Consider the following 19077-nt stretch of genomic DNA (forward strand, 5'->3'; position numbering starts at 1 on the left):
TTTAGTGAATCGTGGGCTCAAGAACGTACCGTATCGGGTAAGGTGACTTCCGCAGATGATGGAAGTAGCCTCCCTGGCGTGAACATAGTGCTAAAGGGCACTACTATAGGAACCGTCTCGGACATTGACGGTAATTATCAAATCTCTATACCCCAAGGTGGAGGTACGCTAACCTTTTCTTTTATTGGAATGACAGAGGTGACAGAGGTAGTTGGCAGTCGCTCAGTTATTAATGTGAATATGATTTCTGATGCCACACAATTATCAGAAGTTTTAGTTGTAGCATATGGTGAGAGTACAAAAGAAGCATTTACTGGTTCAGCCGATGTTATTGATTCTGAGATTCTGCTTACTAGAAATGTGACTTCACCGATTTCTGCCATTGAAGGTAACGCAACTGGTGTACAGTTCACTTCACCAGCAGGCCCAGGCGATTCTCCTGGCATCGTAATTAGAGGTGTTGGAACTTTGAATGGTTCGTCTACTCCATTGTATATTGTTGATGGAGTACAATATAACGCGCCAATTAACACTCTAAATCAAGATGATATCGCATCATTCACTGTTTTGAAAGATGCAGCTTCAACTTCTCTTTATGGTTCTAGAGCCGCTAATGGGGTAGTCATGATTACAACTAAAAAAGGAAAAAAAGATGGAATAAGAGTCAATGCTTCAGCACAAACTGGTGCGGTATCTAGAGGTCTTCCTTTTTATGATCAAGTTTCACCTGGGCAGTATTACGAGGGTATGTGGGAGGCACTAAGAAACACAAGCGCGGCCGGTGGAGATGCACAATATGCGACAGATAACATTTATGGACAATTAGGTTACAACCCTTTTAATGTTCCAAATGATCAAATTGTTGGGACTGATGGCCGTCTGAACCCGAATGCTAATGTTATTTACAATGGTTTAGATTGGTTTGATGCATTGCAGCGCACAGGAGTTAGAACAAATTATAATGTAAATGTTGCGGGTGGTGGTGAAGATCACTCGGTATTTTTCTCAGCATCGTATTTAGACGATGAAAGTTATGCAGTACGTTCCGGATTTGATCGATTAACCACACGATTGAAAGCTGAGTACAATATTAACGATCGTTTTACCATTGGAGGTGGTGCCAATGTAGCACTTACCGAAACCAGAGGCCCTAGTTCAGCGGGAACAGGTAGTATTGTAAACCCATTTAGTTTCTCACAAAATATGGGGTCCATTTATCCTGTTTTTGTAAATGACTTGCAGGGAAATATCGTGTATAGTTCACCTGGTGTTCCTGTGTATGATAATGGTGAGGGATATTCACAATATAATATTGGTTCTAGACCTACAAACCAGGGACGTCACGCCATTCAAGAGTTAATGTTAAACAATGAATATGATCAAGATAACACCTACGGTTTCAGATTCTTTGGAGATGTTGAAATTATTGATGGACTTAACCTGAGAGTTAACTATGGTGGAGACTTTGTTGATTATTTTGAAAATGAGTACGAAAACCCAGTAATTGGAGATGCTCAACCTGATGGGAGACTAAGTCAGACAAGAAGACGAGTTGCATCTACTACCTTCAACCAGATTCTGAGTTATAGCAAAACTTTTGGAATACATAATTTAGAACTTACGGCTGGACATGAAAGTTACGAGGTAGAAGATTCAGATATGAGTGGATTAGCTACTGTTCAATCTGCTAATGGCATTTACGAATTTGCCAACTTCTCTAATATTGTTCGTCTTAACGGGTCAACATTCGATAGGGCACTTGAAGGTTACTTTTTTAGAGCCAACTATGACTATGATGGCAAATATTATATCAGTGGATCTGTTAGAAGTGATGGATCTTCAAGTTTTGACTCAGAAAATAGATGGGGTACTTTTTATTCAGTTGGTGCATCTTGGAGATTGGATCAAGAAGCATTTATTAGTGATATCAGTTGGATAAACAAGTTGAAGTTACGTGCTTCTTATGGTGAAGTTGGTAACGATAACTTAGGGAATGACGCTAATGGAAACCCTCAATGGTATGTATCACAACCATTATTTGGTATTACTTCAAATGCAGCAAATCCTGCTATTTTGCTTTCTTCTATTGGTAACGCAGCTTTACAGTGGGAGACATCTTCAAATTATGACGTAGCCTTAGAGTTTGGTTTATTTAATAATTTTATAGATGGTTCTATTGAATATTATAGAAGAAACTCTACAGATCTTTTATATCAACTTCCAATAGCCCCAAGTAATGGAATTAATGAAGTTCCAGTTAATGCGGCTTCTATGTACAACGCTGGTATAGAGATCGGATTGACAGCTCATGTACTTTCTAAAGGAGATTTAAAATGGGATGTTACGGTACTTGGTAGCACATTGAAAAATGAGATTACCGACATACCTTCACCTTTTATTAACGGAAGTAAAAGATGGGACACAGGAAGATCGAGATATGATTTCTTTCTATACGAATCAGCAGGTGTAGATCCGCAGACTGGAGATCAGTTGTATTATCAATATGATTTTGATGAAAACAATCAGAGTGTACCAGTTCTAGATGGCGATGGTAATCATGCCACTACCACAGATTGGTCAACCACACAAAGAGGATATGTTGGTGCTTCTTCAGTGCCGGATTTTCTAGGTTCTATTAGTAATAGATTAAGCTACAAAGGTTTTGATTTAAGCCTATTAATCACTTATGGTATAGGTGGTGAAATATTGGACAATGCCTATGCTGGTATGATGCATTCAGGTAATTATGGTCGTTCATGGCACCCAGATATCTTGAAGGCATGGAAACAACCTGGTGATGTAACTGATGTTCCTAGATTGGAAAATGGAAATCCAGACTTAGTTCAAACACAATCAAGTAGATTTATTACTGATGCAACTTACTGGGCTGTTAGAAATGCAAGTTTAGGTTATAATTTCAGTCCTAATATGCTGGAAAAAATTGGCCTTAATAGTTTAAGACTCTCTGTTACTGGTGAGAACTTATTCGTGAAAAGTAAAAGAGATGGTTTGGATCCACAATATAGCTTGGCAGGTACAGCACCTGGAGATGACTTTGTGCCAGGCAGAATCCTTTCTGTTGGTTTGAACTTGTCATTTTAATCCATAAAAAATATTTAATTATGACACATATATTAAAAAAATCGTTTTTGGTGTTTTTTATCTTTGTCTTGGCATCATGTCAAGAGGATTTTCTTGAAAGAACACCCACAGATGCAATTTCTGCAACTTCTGCACTATCTAGTGTAGAAAACATGCAGCTAGTACTTAATGGGGTACATAGAGGTTTATACTCCCAGTCTCAAACTGTATTTCCAGGCGGTAATACCGCAAGAGCCAATAACCATTATTGGGTACCTCTTGGTGATAATATGACAGGGATTCTTATACATACTGCCAATGCTAATAATTTAGGATGGCGAGATGCTATGCAGTGGAATGAGCATACAGTTCCCACTTCACTTACTAGTGAATTAATGTGGTATCACCGCTATAATATCATTGCACATGCTAACCTTCTAATCAATGGTATTACTGAAGGTGGATTTACAGAAACTCCGGAATTATTTGAAGTTTTGGGTCAAGCATATACCTACAGAGCTTATGCCTATTTAGAATTGGTGCAGCATTATGCTCGAGGCTACTTGATAGGTAATCCTGCGTCAGACCCTGGTGTTCCATTGCTATTTTCAACAGAATCTCCTTTTACTAGTCAGCCAAGATCTACAGTTCAGGAAATATATGACCAAATAGAGGCTGATTTAGATGACGCTATTACTGCCTTTGCTTCCGGAACTGGAAGAACTGGTAGTGGTGCTGAAGCTAAGTCTCAATTGAGCGTTAATGTTGCTCATGGCTTAAAGGCTAGAATGGCTTTATCAATGGGCGACTGGGCTCAGGCAGCTGAATCAGCTATCGCTGCTAGAGACGGATTCCCTTTAATGGGAGAAGCGGATTGGCTTTCTGGATTTAATTCGAATACATTATCAGAGGTGATCTGGGGTAGCAATGTAATAGGTGCTGAAACTACATTCTTCCGTTCTTATTTCTATTTGGCGAGTAATACCTTCAATGGTAGTCAAATAAGAAATAATCCTAAAATTGCAGATCGAAGAATGGTTGATCGTATACCTGCTACCGATTTTAGGGGGCAAGTATTTCTTCCTGATGCACCAAATACCAACTCATCTGCTGCTAATGGTGAAGGTGGATGGGCTAATAACACAAACCCACTCTACACGACTGAAGAAGAATTTGATGCTGCGGAAGCAGCCATCAAAGCTCAATATGGTATGGTATCAGGTCACAACACCCACCCTTACCAGGCTTTTAAGTTAAAGCAAGCTAATCCAGGATCTATTGATCCTGACGATGTTATCTATATGCGCTCGGCAGAGATGTATCTGATAGAGGCTGAAGCTGAAGCAATGCAGGGTAACATTGCTGCTTCACAAGCGGCTCTTCAGGCGTTAGTTGGTACAAGAGATACAGGATTTGACGCTACTGCGTATGGTACTCAAGCCGCTTTAATGGATGAAATCAAGTTTCAAAGACATTTAGAGCTTTGGGGCGAAGGTTTTGGTTATACTGATCATATACGTTGGGACGAAGGTGTTGACCATGCTGCAAATGGTGGTTCAGGAGCTGCTGAAGTATTATATCAAAATGCTTTCCAGATAGAAAGACCTTCTGTTAATGACGAATGGATTTTCAAAATTCCACAAGCGGAGATTGACGCTAATCCTAACTTGTCAGGAGCCGATCAAAATTAAGAACTATCTTAATAAATCTAAAAAGAGAGGCTATTAGGCCTCTCTTTTTTTTATGATTCTTTAAAGGCAAACTGCAGTAGGTTAGGTCAATTTAGCCATCAGAATACTCCTAAACCCACTTTGACTTTATTTCTTTGTATCTGGTTCTGCCAATTGGAAGAAACTCACCGCTGTTAAGTTCAACTTCATATTTACTACCGGATTTTACTATGATCTCTTTTACCTCAGACATCTTCACAAGGTAAGATTTGTGAATACGCTCAAAAGTAGGAGACAGGAGCTGTTCTAATTTTTCAAGAGACTTATCATGCAGCTCCTTATTTCCATTCATTAGATAGAGCTCAGTATAGGCACCAGCACCTTTTATGTAAAGAATGTCTTCAACTGGTACTAGTTGGATGTTTCCTCTTTTCTTAACCGCTAGAAATTTGATAGAGCTGGCATCTGTTTTTTCCTGTGAAGTAACTCGCTCAAAGGCTTGCTCTAGTCTTTCTATGTTGAATGGTTTAGGTACAAAATCCAAAACCCCGTATTCAAAGGCAGTAATGGCCTGGTCCTTATAAGCTGAAATGATAATGGTATGAAAAGATTCAGAAACAGCTGATTTAAGCATATCAAATCCATTCTCACCGTTAAGGTTTAAATCAAGAAGAACAAGATCCAATGGGTTGTTTTCAAGAAACTCCATAGCTTCTTGGAGTGTGTTAATATGCCTTAGCGATTGAATAGCATTACCTAAAATATCTCGCGTCATGCGTTCAATTCTTTTGGCAATTCTAGATTCGTCTTCTATGATTAAGATATTCATCGTCCTCAATAATAGATTATAATCTCATTTTTCCAGCCACTGTCAGTCGCTTCTGAGGTAAAACTCCATTTTGACTGATAACTCTCTTCTAATCTGGCCTTTACATACTTAATTCCAGTACCTTCAATGGGCTCTTTTTTACTATTTTCTTTAGCAAAGGTCAAGAAAGTATATCTTCTGAATTCATTGTTGGCATCGTAACACAACTTAAACATTATAATATTATCATCCTGAGGTAGGCTATGGGTAATACCATTTTCAAGTAAAGTATGCAGTATGCCGGGAGGGATTTTTTCTGACGAATCTATTCCTTCATCTTCCCATACATAGTTTATTTCCTTGCGGTATTCCATTATCTCCAAATGCGTTTTACAGAGCTCAATTTCCTGATTAACAGGTATCAGCGTGTGGTTTTCCATCTGATTAACAAGATCAAACTCTTTGGCAAGAGCCTCAATAAATAAAACGCCTTTTTTCGGTGACTCCTCAACCCAATCTATCAACGATGTTAGGGTATTCATAAGGAAATGAGGCTGTATATTCTTTTTAAGCAACTCTAGCTGAAGGCGTGTAGATTGAACCAATGAGTTTTCATAAGCCAATCTTTGGTCTTTAATTCTTAGCGCCACTAAGTACAACATACCTAGCAGAATCAGGCCCAAGCCAGCATACAAACTGATAACAAAGCCAAAAGTCAGAAAGATTATCATTGATAAAAGTAATGTTGCGAGAACTAGTCTTGCACCTTTTATATGATTGTAAGCTCCATAAGTTACTACACAAAACGAAAAACACCACATACTTAACACCATACCAACGGCTTTGAAATCAAAAGCATCATGTCTGAATAAGAAAATGAATACTAAAACGGCAGCATATAGAATTAGCAACAACCTCTGCCTGGGATAGGGAAATTGCATACTAAAGTAGAGAGGAATCAAAAATGAAATACCTAACAAAAATGAGCTGATAATCTGTAATCTGATGACATGTACACTGTAATGTATGGGTATATAATCTGTGCTAAAAACTGTCAATGCTAGCGCAAAAATCAAGAAGCAACAGATGCTAAAAATGAGTGTAGGGTACTCTTTCTTATTATTCAGAAAAAGGAAAAGAAAATATAATGAGATGATGAGAAAGGCGCCTGCAAAGACATGCATGTATGAATTTTGAATTAGGCTATCAGTTAGTAAATTATCATAATAATCTAAGTTCAGACTCCATATACCTGTATGATCAGGAAAATAATAAAGACTCCCGCGTATGGCCAACAGATGTTCACCCTTTCTTGCCTGGTGTTCAGGAATGATAAAAGTAGCCCATATTTTACCTTCGGGTGCTCGTGTTGCTTCTAGTCCGGGGTTTCCATTTTTTCCAATCAAAATACCATCCCAAAAAACCTCATACTCTCCATAGATTTCTAACCTAATGCCATATGGGTTTGGTCTTTCAGGGTCTTGCAGAATATCGATTGGTGTTCTTAACCAGAAAACTCTACCATCATCTAAAATTGGATCTCCCTTTTTCCAGTCCTTATCATCCCAATCTTTTGAGGCCCATGTCTGTTGATCACCTATTTTATAGACCGTCTCATATTTCTTAAAAACAGGTGCTTTAGCACATGATATCATTAAAAATATCAAACTGATGTAATGAAAAAGCTGTCTAAGTCTAAAGTTCATTTAATAGGTTTTACTGATGCAAACTAACCATTATTAATGGTTTCTTGGAGCAGTTCATTTATATATAGAGCAGTTGGCAAATTAAACGATACACTTCCAAAACTTCCATAATAATATTGGTGTATAACTTCCAACAACTCAAATACAGTTTATGACAACTACAGTTCAACAAATCAAAAATGTCTATAAAACAGGATTGATAATCAAAATACTATTACTAATTAATCTCACAGCCTCTGGACAAGAAAATACAGAAGCTGATATCACATTTCCTCTGTTAGAAGGTCCTTATATGGGTCAAAAACCTCCTGGTAATGTTGCAGAGCCATTTGCTCCAGGCATCATCTCTAAAGAAGGCTGGGAGCTGGAGGGTGTATTTGCTCCAGATATGAAAGAGTTTTACTTCACTACTTCTCAGGAGGAGCCTTTCAGTCCAACAGTTATAGGCTTTCGCCAGGAAGGTAAAATCTGGAAGAAGTTTACAGAATATAAACGCAGAGGAGAAACCGCATTTTCACCTGATGGCAAGCGCATGCACACGGCTGAAGGGTTTAGAGACCGAATAGGAGATGGCTGGTCAGAGCGCAAAAGTCTTGGGCCAATGTTTGACCGTGAGGACTGGGGAATCATGCGTTTGACTGCTTCGGCAAAAGGTACCTATGTGTTTGATGATTATAAAAGTGGCGATACTATCAGAATCTCTACAGTTGTAGATGGTAAGCGCCAAGAACCGGTTAAAATGGGACCTGTTGTTAACTCTGGTAAAATGACGGCACATCCATTCATCGCTCCAGATGAAAGCTATTTGATTTGGGATAGCGAGCGAGAAGGTGGATTTGGTGACTCTGATCTCTATATCAGTTTTAAACAAAATGATGGCTCTTGGGGGTCAGCCATTAATATGGGCGCAGCAGTTAATACCGATAAGTGGGAAGCCTTTGCAAGTGTAACGTCCGATGGCAAATATATGCTATTTAACAGGGGAGTAGATTTAGAAAATGATAACGTAGATATCTACTGGGTGGATACAAAGGTTATTGAGGAACTGCAATATGAATCTAACCGGCCACCTTTAAAGGATCGCTATCTTGGACAAAATCCCCCAGGCTTGACTCCTGAAGTATTTGCACCTGGACTTGTTTCTACAGAGTCATATGAACTTTTTAGTGCATTTTCACCCGACATGAAAGAGTTTTATTTTGTCAGGAGAGAGGAGAATAATAAGTCAAGCATGAATGTTCTCAAATTTCAAGATAATCAATGGCATGAGTCTACAATAGGACCAAGAGTTGGAGAACCATTTATCTCATTTGACGGTAAGATCATGTATTTAGGTAAGCGCTACATGGAGAGAATTGATAATGGCTGGTCTGAACTAAAAAGCCTTGATAAACCCTTTAGTGAGTTCAATATTATGCGACTTACTTCCTCTTCTAATGGTACCTATTATTTTGATACGATTGGCGAAGAACCTATTCGCTATTCAAAATTAGTCGATGGTAAGCGAGAAGAGCCAAAAAAGTTAGAGGTGGACTTGGGAATATATAACGCTCATCCATGGATTGCTCCAGATGAGTCTTACTTGTTATGGGATGATCAAAGAGAAAGCGGATATGGCAAGGCAGATATTTACATCAGTTTCAAGCAAGAGGATGGCTCATGGGGACCAGCGATTAATATGGGTGATAAAATCAATTCTGAAGGAGGAGAATCATATCCAACTATCACACCAGATGGCAAATATCTCCTTTTCAACAAATCCATTGATGAAAGTAAGGCTGACATCTACTGGGTAGATGCAAAGATTATTGAGGAGCTGCGATATGAATCTAATCGGCCACCTTTAAAGGATCGCTACTTTGGAGAAGAACCTCCTGGTCTAACCCCTAAGCCTTTTGCTCCTGATTTTGTTTCTCCCGATGGACTTTTTGAAGAAGGTTCTTATACACCGGATATGAAGACATACTATTTCACCAGAAAGAATAAAACTTATGATAAACGTAAATTCTTTGTTATTCGATATGAAAATAATAAATGGGGTAACGAGTCTGAGACTGAAATAAGATGGCCTAATTTCTCAGAAGATGGCAATACGATGTATCTTGGAAAGGAGTACAGACAAAGAACCGAGACAGGGTGGTCTGAACTCAAGAGTCATGGAGATTTCTTAAAGGATCAGGCACATGGTATGGCTGTTTCACCTAAAGGAACCTTTTATTTTGCTGTTTACAAAGAGGAAGACGAGGGGATTAATGGTTCACTTTATTATTCTCGTTTTGTAGACGGTAAACAAGAAATACCAGTTAAAATGAGCTCTGAGATTAATACGGGTATATACATTGCTCACCCTTACGTATCATCAGATGAATCCTATCTGATTTGGGATGTTGAGAGGAAGGAAGGCTACGGACAATCGGATATCTACATCAGTTTTCGAGATACGGATGGCAACTGGCAACCAGCCAAGAATATGGGCCATCTAATAAACACGAGTATACAGGAAAGCAGTCCAAGAGTTACTCCTGATGGTAAATACTTCTTTTTTATAAGGGGTGAGTGGAAGGAGAGAACTGATGGCAGCACCTATTATGTAGGAAAACAGCATTGGGTTGATGCCAAGGTAATTGAGAACCTCAGGCCTTAGGATTAATAGAAATATGATCAGAATATTCATATCAATTATGCTACTAAGTGTCCTTTCAAGTGGTACAGTCTTCGGGCAGGAACCTAAAACAATTCCGGAGAGAATTAATTTTGTGTTACCGAAGATTCAAGTAATCCCTATAACAGATGCACAGCATGGAAGAAGTTATGACTTATATGTTAAACTACCAGAATCTTATTCAGGTGGTGAGGAATTAAGATATCCTGTAATCTATTATACAGACGCACTATGGCACATTGAAATGCTATCCGGCACCACCGAATACCAAATGGAGAATGTCATTCTGGTAGGTATATCATGGCAAAAGGATTTGGATAATAAGTTGTTGAAAGAAGCAGGAGCTCATGTAAGCAGATACAGAGATTATTCAATAAAACCATCGAGTAATCCTGAATATCAGGAGAAATACCAATTTGGCCATGCAAAAGATCATCTGGCATTCATTCGAAATGATGTGATACCTTATATTGAAAGCAATTATAGAACAGCGCCAAACAATAGGACATACTTTGGCTATTCTCTCGGAGGGGAATTTGGAGCCTATGCATTATTGACACAACAAAATACTTTTAACAATTACATATTAGGTAGTCCTTCACTCAAAGGAGAAATACCTTTCCTTTCTGAAATTCAACCTGTTAGCACATTGAGTCAAAATGCTTTAAAAGCCAATATTTTTGTTTCCTATGGTAATCTTGAAGATGAGTTAGGCAAACATACTGATGCATTTATTAGTCTCTTAGAAAATAAAAATGATGCAACACTATCACTAACCCATGAAATTATTGAAGGTACGCATCAGACGGCCTTTCCTTTAACGGTAGTGCGCAGTATAAGCTGGCTGTCCAACCTGATGAAAGAGTAACTACAATGGATAAGTAACCGATATTGATAGCAATTCGGATTGTAGAGAATGGAGGGCATAAGGTCCGGTTTCTGCTGAATGAAAATCTAATTCATCTAATGATTCAAGCTTAAGCTGTAGCGCATAAAAATATTTTTTAGTAATATGCATAACAAAGTACCAAGTAATACATTATAATAAAATGAAAAGAGCAAAAATTCAAATTTTATTTGTCCTAGCAGTAGCTATATTCCTTAGCAGCTGCCAAGGCAATGGCGAACAACACATAAACAAGGGAAAAACTGTAAGTAATAACAGCTCCTTTAACGCTTCAAAACTTGATAGTCTGTTCGATATACTCGATCAACAAAACAAGTTTATGGGAACCATATCCTTATCACATCATGGGAATGTTATTTATTCCAGATCTGTAGGATATGATGATCTTGAAAGTAATAAATTATCTACATCCGAGTCCATATATAGAATTGCTTCAATCTCAAAAATGTATACGGCCACTTTGGTTTTTAAGGCCATAGAAGAAAACAAAGTGAATCTCCACCAAACCATTGAAGAATTCTTTCCAACTATTGAAAACGCAGATAAGATTACAGTAGGTAATTTATTAAATCATAGAAGTGGTATCCACAGTTTCACCAAGGATAAGGCATTTTTTGAGTATCGCACAGAGCCCAAAACTAGAAAAGAGATGATTGAAATTATTGCTAACTATCCTATCGACTTTGAACCTAATAGTCAAAGTGAATATAGCAATTCCAATTATTACTTACTTTCAATAATTCTCGAAGAATTATATGACACGAATTATGAAAATATTCTTTCAGAAAAAATCATTTCTCCTTTAAAGCTTAATCAGACCTACTACGGAGGCAAAATAAAGTTAGATAACAACGAGGTAAACTCTTACAACTTTTCAGATACATGGGTAAAGCAAAAACCAACAGATTTATCTATTCCGATGGGTGCGGGTGCATTGGTGTCCTCTGCAGGCGATCTTAACAAGTTTATTGAGGCCCTTTTTGATGAAAAACTAATCACAAAAGAAAGTCTTGATTTGATGACTAACATAGAAGATAACTTTGGAATGGGAATGATGAATTTTTCCTTAAAGGACCATGTAGGTTACGGGCATGGTGGAAATATTGAAGGATTTAATGCCAAATCCCTGTACTTCCCAAAAGAGGATTTAGCTGTAGGTATAGTTTCAAACGGTATAAATTACGATATCAATAGACTGACAGTAGAGGTACTAAAATGCTATTTCAATGAACCATTTGAGCTTCCTAATTTTGAGCAGGTAGAAATAACTGCAAGTGAATTAGGAAAATACGTTGGCATATATGCAGGCGAAAGTTTACCAGGGAAATTCATAATATCTCAGGAAGGTAATATATTGTACGCACAATTAAATGACTTACCAAAAGAACCTTTGGTATACAAAGGGAAAGATAAGTTTACCAATGAAGAGATCGGAGCAAACTTTTTATTTAATCCTGAGAAAAACCAGTTAGGTCTGGAGCAAAGTGGTATTCCTGATATTTATATGTATACGAAGCAGTAAGTGCGCACAAAAGTTTAATGAATAAATAAAGTTCTGCTATTGAGGATTTTATTATTATAATATCCAAAAATGACATCAAAGTCTTCCATTAAAATATTAATAGGACTCACAAGTTTGACCATCCTATTTCATATCGCAATCTTGCTGGGTATCATGTCCCCAAAATTGGTATGGGGTGGCAGGGTAGACCTTGAAAGGGAATTATATATCATGGAAATCATGTCCCTGCTTGTAAGCCTTTATTTCCTAATTATCTTATTGATCCATAGCGGCTTTATCCGACCTATGCTCAATACAAAAGTGATCAGGGTTTCGCTCTGGGTTTTTCTCGTTTTCTTCAGTCTAAACACTCTCGGAAATGTTCTAGCCACCACAAACATTGAAAAGCTATTTGCGCTCCCTACATTAGTAATGAGTATTCTACTATGGATAATATTACGAAAATCATCGAGAACAGGATGAAATAGTATGTTTAATTGGCAATACAGTTCTTTTATTAATATTTTCAATTTTAATCAGAGTGGTTTACCATGTTCGGATTTTTCAAAATAACACCACGGCCTAATTACAATCTTTTTAATACAGAAATTGATAAGTATAGACATCTAATCAATTGGATTAAAATCAGCCTGGATAAGCACATGCTGGTTTATCATTTTGATAATACACAAAATGAGGCGGAGCAGCTGCTTAAAGCAGCTCAATTAGAGTATTCAAAGGATATAAACTCTGGAAGCAAGGTATTACTAATTGATGCTGAATCACTTTTAAAAGGAAGCTGGCCTTTGGACTATTGGGTAATAGTGCTGGAAATTTATCCAGTGACAAACCGTGAACAAACTTTGATGCAGCGTGCTAAGGAGCATTCCCATTCATTGGAATTTTATGCTGCCATTGACAGCCCCTTCTTTAAGCTTTTTGGTGGAGAGCAGCATGCAGCCTTCATACAAAAAAATAATGCTGATAAAGACGAGGCAATGAGTCACCCCTTGATTAATAGAGCCATAGTCAAATCCCAGAAAAAAGTAGAAGATAAACTTCAACTTGAAGTTACCGAGCGAGAGAGCATTGAGCAGTGGATTCAGGTTAATGGTATTGATAGGGAGTAATACGCATTAGCACCTTCAACTTGCTCATCTACATTATGATCACTGAAATTGCGAAAGACATCAAATGCTAAGTCAGGTAGATATAACTCAATTGTTTCCATTGGACCATCTCTGCAACGGCTAATCAAGGCAAGACAAAAGAAACGGACAAAGACTATATAGCTCTTACAGATATAGAGAACAGTTTAATCTCGGTTAAAGCTAATGTCTGATCAATTTAACGTACCTAAAGAATCAAGACATTTGTCATAACGGACATTGATCATCCTCATAAAATAGGCATCAATCATTATGTATTTTTGATTCACACCCAAATCAAAAGTCATGGATATTAAAACTGATTCAAAACACAAAATCGCTGAAGAATTCTTCCAGAAAGCTAGCGAAGGGTTATATAAGCCAGAAGAAGACGTTGTAGCTTACAGCGTATGTAAGAACGCATTTTATGCAGCAAAAAACTACCTCATTAGTTTTCTTGAAGAGCAAGGAATAGAAAATAGCGAAGACGATAGCCTCGAAGAATTGCTTAATAAGTGCAGGTCAGTGAATGATAAATTTGCAGACCTTCATTTGTCACCTATGTATCATCCTACTGATACAGAAGATGTTTGGATGAACGTGGATGCAGCTAGCGATTATGTAAAAATGGCTGAGAATACACGTCAGGTAATTCTAAAAAAATAATCCAGAATTCAATTCTAATGGACAAACCTAATAAACCCAAATACCCTGGTGTGCGCTCAGCATTGGATGGTAATACTGCTGCCATCATGTGTGAACGAGAATCATCAGATGCAGCTGGAGCCTATCCTATAACACCTTCTACACAAATGGGTGAATACTGGGCAGAAGAAGCAGCAAAAGGTCATTTAAACATCTCAAATAGGCCCCTTATCTTTATTGAACCTGAAGGAGAACATGCAGCAGCAGCGGTAACAGCTGGTTTATCAATGACAGGACTACGGTCTTCTAACTTTTCATCTGGTCAGGGTATTGCCTATATGCACGAATCATTATATGCAGCCGTAGGGAAGCGACTGACCTATGTATTGAATGTTGGAGCCCGGGCTATGACGAAGTCTACCCTAAATGTGCATGCAGGGCATGATGACTATCATGCCATTGATGACACAGGTTTTTTTCAAATGTTTGCAAAAAATGCTCAGCATGTAGCTGACCTAAATGTTATCTCGCATAGAATTGCTGAATTGGCCTTGACTCCTGGTGTAATAGCACAAGATGGTTTTCTTACCACACACTTAATAGAGTCACTTTTAATTCCTGAACGTGAATTGATCAAAGAGTTTTTGGGAAGACCTGATGATATAATTGACACGCCAACACCTGCACAAAACATAATTTTTGGAGAAAAACGCAGAAGAATACCTGTAATGTGGGATGTGGATAATCCAATGATGACTGGAATAGTTCAGAATCAAGATTCTTACATGCAGAGTGTTGCGGCTCAACGGCCCTTCTTTTTCGATCATATAAAGGAATTAGCAGATCAGGCTTTTAAAGAGTATGGGGAACTAACCGGACGATATTACAACCGTGTATTGTCCTATAACGCAGATGACGCAGATTATTTAATTGTTGGACAGGGTAGTGTGGTTACAAGTGCTGAGGCTGTGGTAGACTACCTAAGAAAAACAAGGAAACTCAAGGTTGGCGTCATTGATTTAGTAATGTTCAGACCATTTCCTGATGACTTTATCGGGAAGCTATTGAAAGGAAAAAAAGGGGTAGTGATTCTTGAGCGATTGGATCAGCCACTAGCCACTGACCTACCAATTGCTAGAGAGATTCGATCTGTTATATCTAAATGTGTGGAGAATGGGGCATCACCGAAGCACCCATCATATCCAGCACTACCAAGTTACGCTCCTAAGGATATACCGGCCATCTATTCCGGTTCTTTCGGTATGGGTAGCCGTGACCTTCAGCCAGAAGGTATTATAGGTGCTGTTGAGAATATGTTGCCAGATGGAAAACATAAAAAGCAATTTTATTTGTCTATAGATTTCATTAGAAACACGGCATTTAATCCGAAACAAAAACTTTATCAGGAAACTGTAGAAGAAGCCTATCCTAAAGTAAAGGAATTGGCAATTCGAGGTTCCGAAAACCCTGATCTTATGCCAAAAGGTGCTACCACAGTTCGGTTTCACTCGGTTGGAGGTTGGGGTGCCATGACTACTGGTAAAAATCTGGCAATGACCCTCTTTGATTTGTTAGGGTACGATATTAAAGCCAATCCGAAATATGGCTCGGAGAAGAAAGGGCAACCTACAACTTACTACTTGGCTGCAGCTCCAGAGCCTATAAGAATGAATTGCGAATTTTTCTTCGTGGATGTGGTACTCTCACCAGACCCGAATGTATTTAAGCATACTAATGCTTTGGCTGGATTGAAAGAGAACGGCTGTTTCATTATCCAAAGTGATAAAGGTAGTCCTGAAGAAGTATGGAAGGACATACCAAAGCAGTATCAGAAAATTATTATTAAAGAGAATATACAAGTTTACTTTATTGACGGTTTTAAAATAGCCAGAGAAGAAGCCACCGACCCTGAATTACAATTGAGGATGCAGGGCATTGCCTTTCAAGGGGCCTTTTTTGCTGCTTCACCATTAATGAAAAAGGCAAACCTCACTGATGAGGGTTTATTAAAAGCAATAGAAGATCAATTAACCCACAAGTTTGGAGGAAAAGGACAAAGGGTTGTTGATGATAATATGAGAGTGGTGAAGCGTGGCTTCACAGAAGTTCGTGAAATTACCATTAAAGAAATTGACAACACGGCTGCTTCGAAATCCAATGGTACGGTAGGGGTACCTCTTCCAGAAATGATGAAACGCTTGCCACAGAGTAAATCAAACCTAAGTGACATACATCGCTTTTGGGAACAAACAGGTAATTTTTATGCACAAGGGATGGGGAATGATAACCTTACAGACCCATTTATTGGGTTAAGTGTTATGCCTGCTGTTTCCTCTGTTTTTCGTGACATGACAGGTATTCGATTTGAACACCCTGAATGGATTCCTAATAATTGCACAGCTTGTGGCAAATGCTATACGGCCTGTCCGGACACTGCCATACCTGGATTAGTAAGTGAATTGACGGATGTATTAGATACCGTAGTTAAACGAGTACGAAAAAATCATGATAAGATTTCAGTGCTGCCTAAGGCAGTACGAAAGATGGAAGGCAAGATCCGTACACTTTTCAAATCATCAACTAACGGTGCCACAGTCAACAGCCTTATGCATGATACTATATACCAAATGCTGGCTGAGGATAAGGACAACAAAGAACTTGCTGAAGAATTCGGATGGTTTAGAGACGAGTTGGGAGATTTTCAGTTTGCATTAACCCGTCCATACTTCGACTTGCATGAGAAAAAGTCGCCAAATAGCGGAGGTTTATTTAGCATTACTATTAATCCAAACACCTGCAAAGGGTGCAATGAGTGCATTGCTGTATGTGAAGATGATGCGTTACGCCCAATAATTCAAACAGAAGGATCAGTAGCGAAATTGAGGGAGGATTGGGATTTTTGGAATGACCTACCCACAACTCCTGAAAAATTCAACCGCATTGATGATTTAGAAGAAAAAATAGGCCCGTTAGAAACCATTTTATTGAATAAAGAAGCATACCTGAATTTTGCCAGTGGTGATGGGGCTTGTTTGGGTTGTTCAGAGAAATCAGTTGTTCATTTATTTACTGCTACTATAGAGTCCCTGATGCAGCCACGGATCAAAAAACATGTGGCACATATTGAGAATCTTATTGAAAAGCTACAGCAACATATGCAGGCTAGACTGATAAGCTCAGTTCACATTGATGATACTGATGCACTATCAAAAATCCTAAGTGAGACAATGGATACTGACCTGACCATGTCAGGAATCACCAGCAAACTCGAAGCACAACAGGAAATCGAACCGATAGATCAGCACTGGTTAAAAGAAATAACCCAGCTAATAGCTCAGCTAAAACAGTTAAAATGGAATTATACTGAAGGTGTTACTGGCAAGGGTAGATCCTCTATGGGTATGACCAATGCCACAGGTTGTACCTCTGTTTGGGGCAGTACCTATCCTTATAACCCGTATCCTTTTCCTTGGGCCAATCACTTGTTTCAAGATTCTACTTCTATGGCCATGGGTATTTTTGAAGGGCACATGTCAAAAATGGCCGATGGTTTCAAAGCTATTCGTAAAGCTGAATTGGAACTGCAAGGAAAATATAAGCCTCAGGAACATGATGAGTTCTTTACCTACTTCAATTGGCACCAATTTACCGATGAAGAATGGTTGCTTTGTCCTCCTGTTGTAGCGTTAGGTGGTGATGGCGCCATGTACGACATTGGTTTTCAAAACCTTTCAAGAATGATGGCTTCTGGCAAACCTATAAAGGTTATCGTAGTCGATACGCAGGTGTACTCCAATACTGGTGGTCAAGCCTGTACTTCTGGGTTCATAGGTCAGATTTCAGATATGGCTCAATATGGTAAGGTATGGAAAGGAAAACCAGAGCCAAGAAAAGAGATCGGCCTCATTGCTATGGCACATCGCAATACCTATGTGCTACAGGCGACTTTAGCTAATACCAGCCAGATGATTGAAGGGTTTATTGACGGCCTCATGACTAAACGTCCAGCGTTATTTAACCTTTATACTACCTGTCAGCCAGAGCATGGCGTAGCAGATGATTTAGGAGTACATCAGGCTAAACTGGCGGTAGAATCACGTGCCTATCCAATATTTAAGTACAATCCGGATGAAGGCATTAAAACACATGAAGCATTAGATATAACCGGAAACCCTGCCATAGACCAATTATGGCCAACCTACAAATTAAAATATGTGGAAAATGGGTCAGAAAAAACAATGGAAGTGCCCATGACCTTTGCTGATTTTGCGATTACTGAAGGAAGATTTAGAAAACATTTTAGGAATGCACCTCCAAATACCTGGAATGATTCAATGGTGCCATTAACCGATTTTCTAGAAATGGATACTTCTGAGCGAGAGGATAAATTTCCATATATCTGGGCTGTAGATCGAAAGCAGCAATTAACGAGAGTGCTGGTAGCTCAGGAAATAGTCGCTTCATGTGAAGAAAGAAGAGATTTCTGGATCATGCTTAGAGACCTGGCTCGAGTAGAAGAAGGAGGTAAAGAGGATGTAAACATTGAACAAAAAATCAGGAAAGAGATTGTTAACAAAATGGCTCAAAAGCTGATGTCAATCGCTGGAGGGAATGGCAACAGTCCTTCATTTTCTATGGATCCACTTTCAACAACCAGCAGTGAGCAAGAAAAACCTTCCGAAGCACCAAGTGGTGATGGAATGGCTCCCTGGATTGAAACTGACGAGTGCACGTCTTGTGATGAATGTATTAACATAAACCCTAGGGTATTTGCCTATAATAACGACAAGAAGGCCTATATCAAAGATCCGAAAGCTGGGTCTTATAAGGAGCTGGTTATGGCAGCAGAAAAATGTACTGCTCAGGTAATTCATCCCGGGCTTCCGGCAGATAAATCTGAAAAAGATATAGAAAAGTGGATTAAAAGAGGCGATAAATACAACTAAGCA

General features: G+C 38.6%; 10 protein-coding genes. 8 read left to right on the forward strand and 2 right to left on the reverse strand.

Annotation, left to right across the window (positions count from 1 at the left end; translation table 11 throughout):
- Together E1140_RS19235 and E1140_RS19240 are read left to right on the forward strand one after the other, a co-directional pair.
- A partial coding sequence (locus E1140_RS19235) for a SusC/RagA family TonB-linked outer membrane protein (protein WP_155188101.1) occupies positions 1–3102 on the forward strand: 3102 nt, incomplete at its 5' end.
- A 20-nt stretch (positions 3103–3122) separates the two neighbouring features.
- Complete coding sequence (locus E1140_RS19240; protein WP_155188019.1) at positions 3123–4772, forward strand: RagB/SusD family nutrient uptake outer membrane protein; 1650 nt, start codon at positions 3123–3125, stop codon at positions 4770–4772.
- Between the two features lie 109 nt (positions 4773–4881).
- Here E1140_RS19240 and E1140_RS19245 read toward each other — a convergent pair whose 3' ends face one another.
- Positions 4882–5580, reverse strand: a complete 699-nt coding sequence (locus tag E1140_RS19245) for a LytR/AlgR family response regulator transcription factor (protein WP_155188022.1) — start codon at positions 5578–5580, stop codon at positions 4882–4884.
- Positions 5581–5585: 5 nt separating this feature from the next.
- Positions 5586–7265 carry a histidine kinase gene (locus tag E1140_RS19250; protein WP_155188025.1) on the reverse strand — a complete coding sequence of 560 codons (1680 nt, stop codon included), beginning with the start codon at positions 7263–7265 and terminating at the stop codon, positions 5586–5588.
- A gap of 151 nt (positions 7266–7416) precedes the next feature.
- On the opposite strand from E1140_RS19250, the gene E1140_RS21585 reads away from it, so the two are divergent.
- From E1140_RS21585 to E1140_RS19285, 6 genes are all read left to right on the forward strand, one after another.
- Entirely contained in the window at positions 7417–9909 is a 2493-nt protein-coding gene (locus tag E1140_RS21585) for a TolB-like translocation protein (RefSeq protein WP_185153682.1), read from the forward strand.
- Positions 9910–9922: 13 nt separating this feature from the next.
- Entirely contained in the window at positions 9923–10795 is an 873-nt protein-coding gene (locus tag E1140_RS19265) for an alpha/beta hydrolase (RefSeq protein WP_155188028.1), read from the forward strand.
- 181 nt (positions 10796–10976) lie between these two features.
- Complete coding sequence (locus E1140_RS19270) at positions 10977–12356, forward strand: serine hydrolase domain-containing protein (RefSeq protein ID WP_155188031.1); 1380 nt, start codon at positions 10977–10979, stop codon at positions 12354–12356.
- Between the two features lie 530 nt (positions 12357–12886).
- The gene (locus tag E1140_RS19275; protein WP_155188034.1) at positions 12887–13465 is read left to right on the forward strand and encodes a hypothetical protein; all 579 of its coding nucleotides are present in this window, start codon (positions 12887–12889) and stop codon (positions 13463–13465) included.
- Positions 13466–13789: 324 nt separating this feature from the next.
- The gene (locus tag E1140_RS19280) at positions 13790–14149 is read left to right on the forward strand and encodes a hypothetical protein (protein WP_155188038.1); all 360 of its coding nucleotides are present in this window, start codon (positions 13790–13792) and stop codon (positions 14147–14149) included.
- Positions 14150–14166: 17 nt separating this feature from the next.
- On the forward strand, positions 14167–19074 hold the full coding sequence (locus E1140_RS19285; RefSeq protein ID WP_155188041.1) for a 2-oxoacid:acceptor oxidoreductase family protein: 4908 nt from the start codon (positions 14167–14169) through the stop codon (positions 19072–19074).
- Positions 19075–19077 lie beyond the last annotated feature (3 nt).

Source organism: Fulvivirga lutimaris (genome assembly GCF_009711525.1).
Lineage (GTDB): Bacteria > Bacteroidota > Bacteroidia > Cytophagales > Cyclobacteriaceae > Fulvivirga > Fulvivirga lutimaris.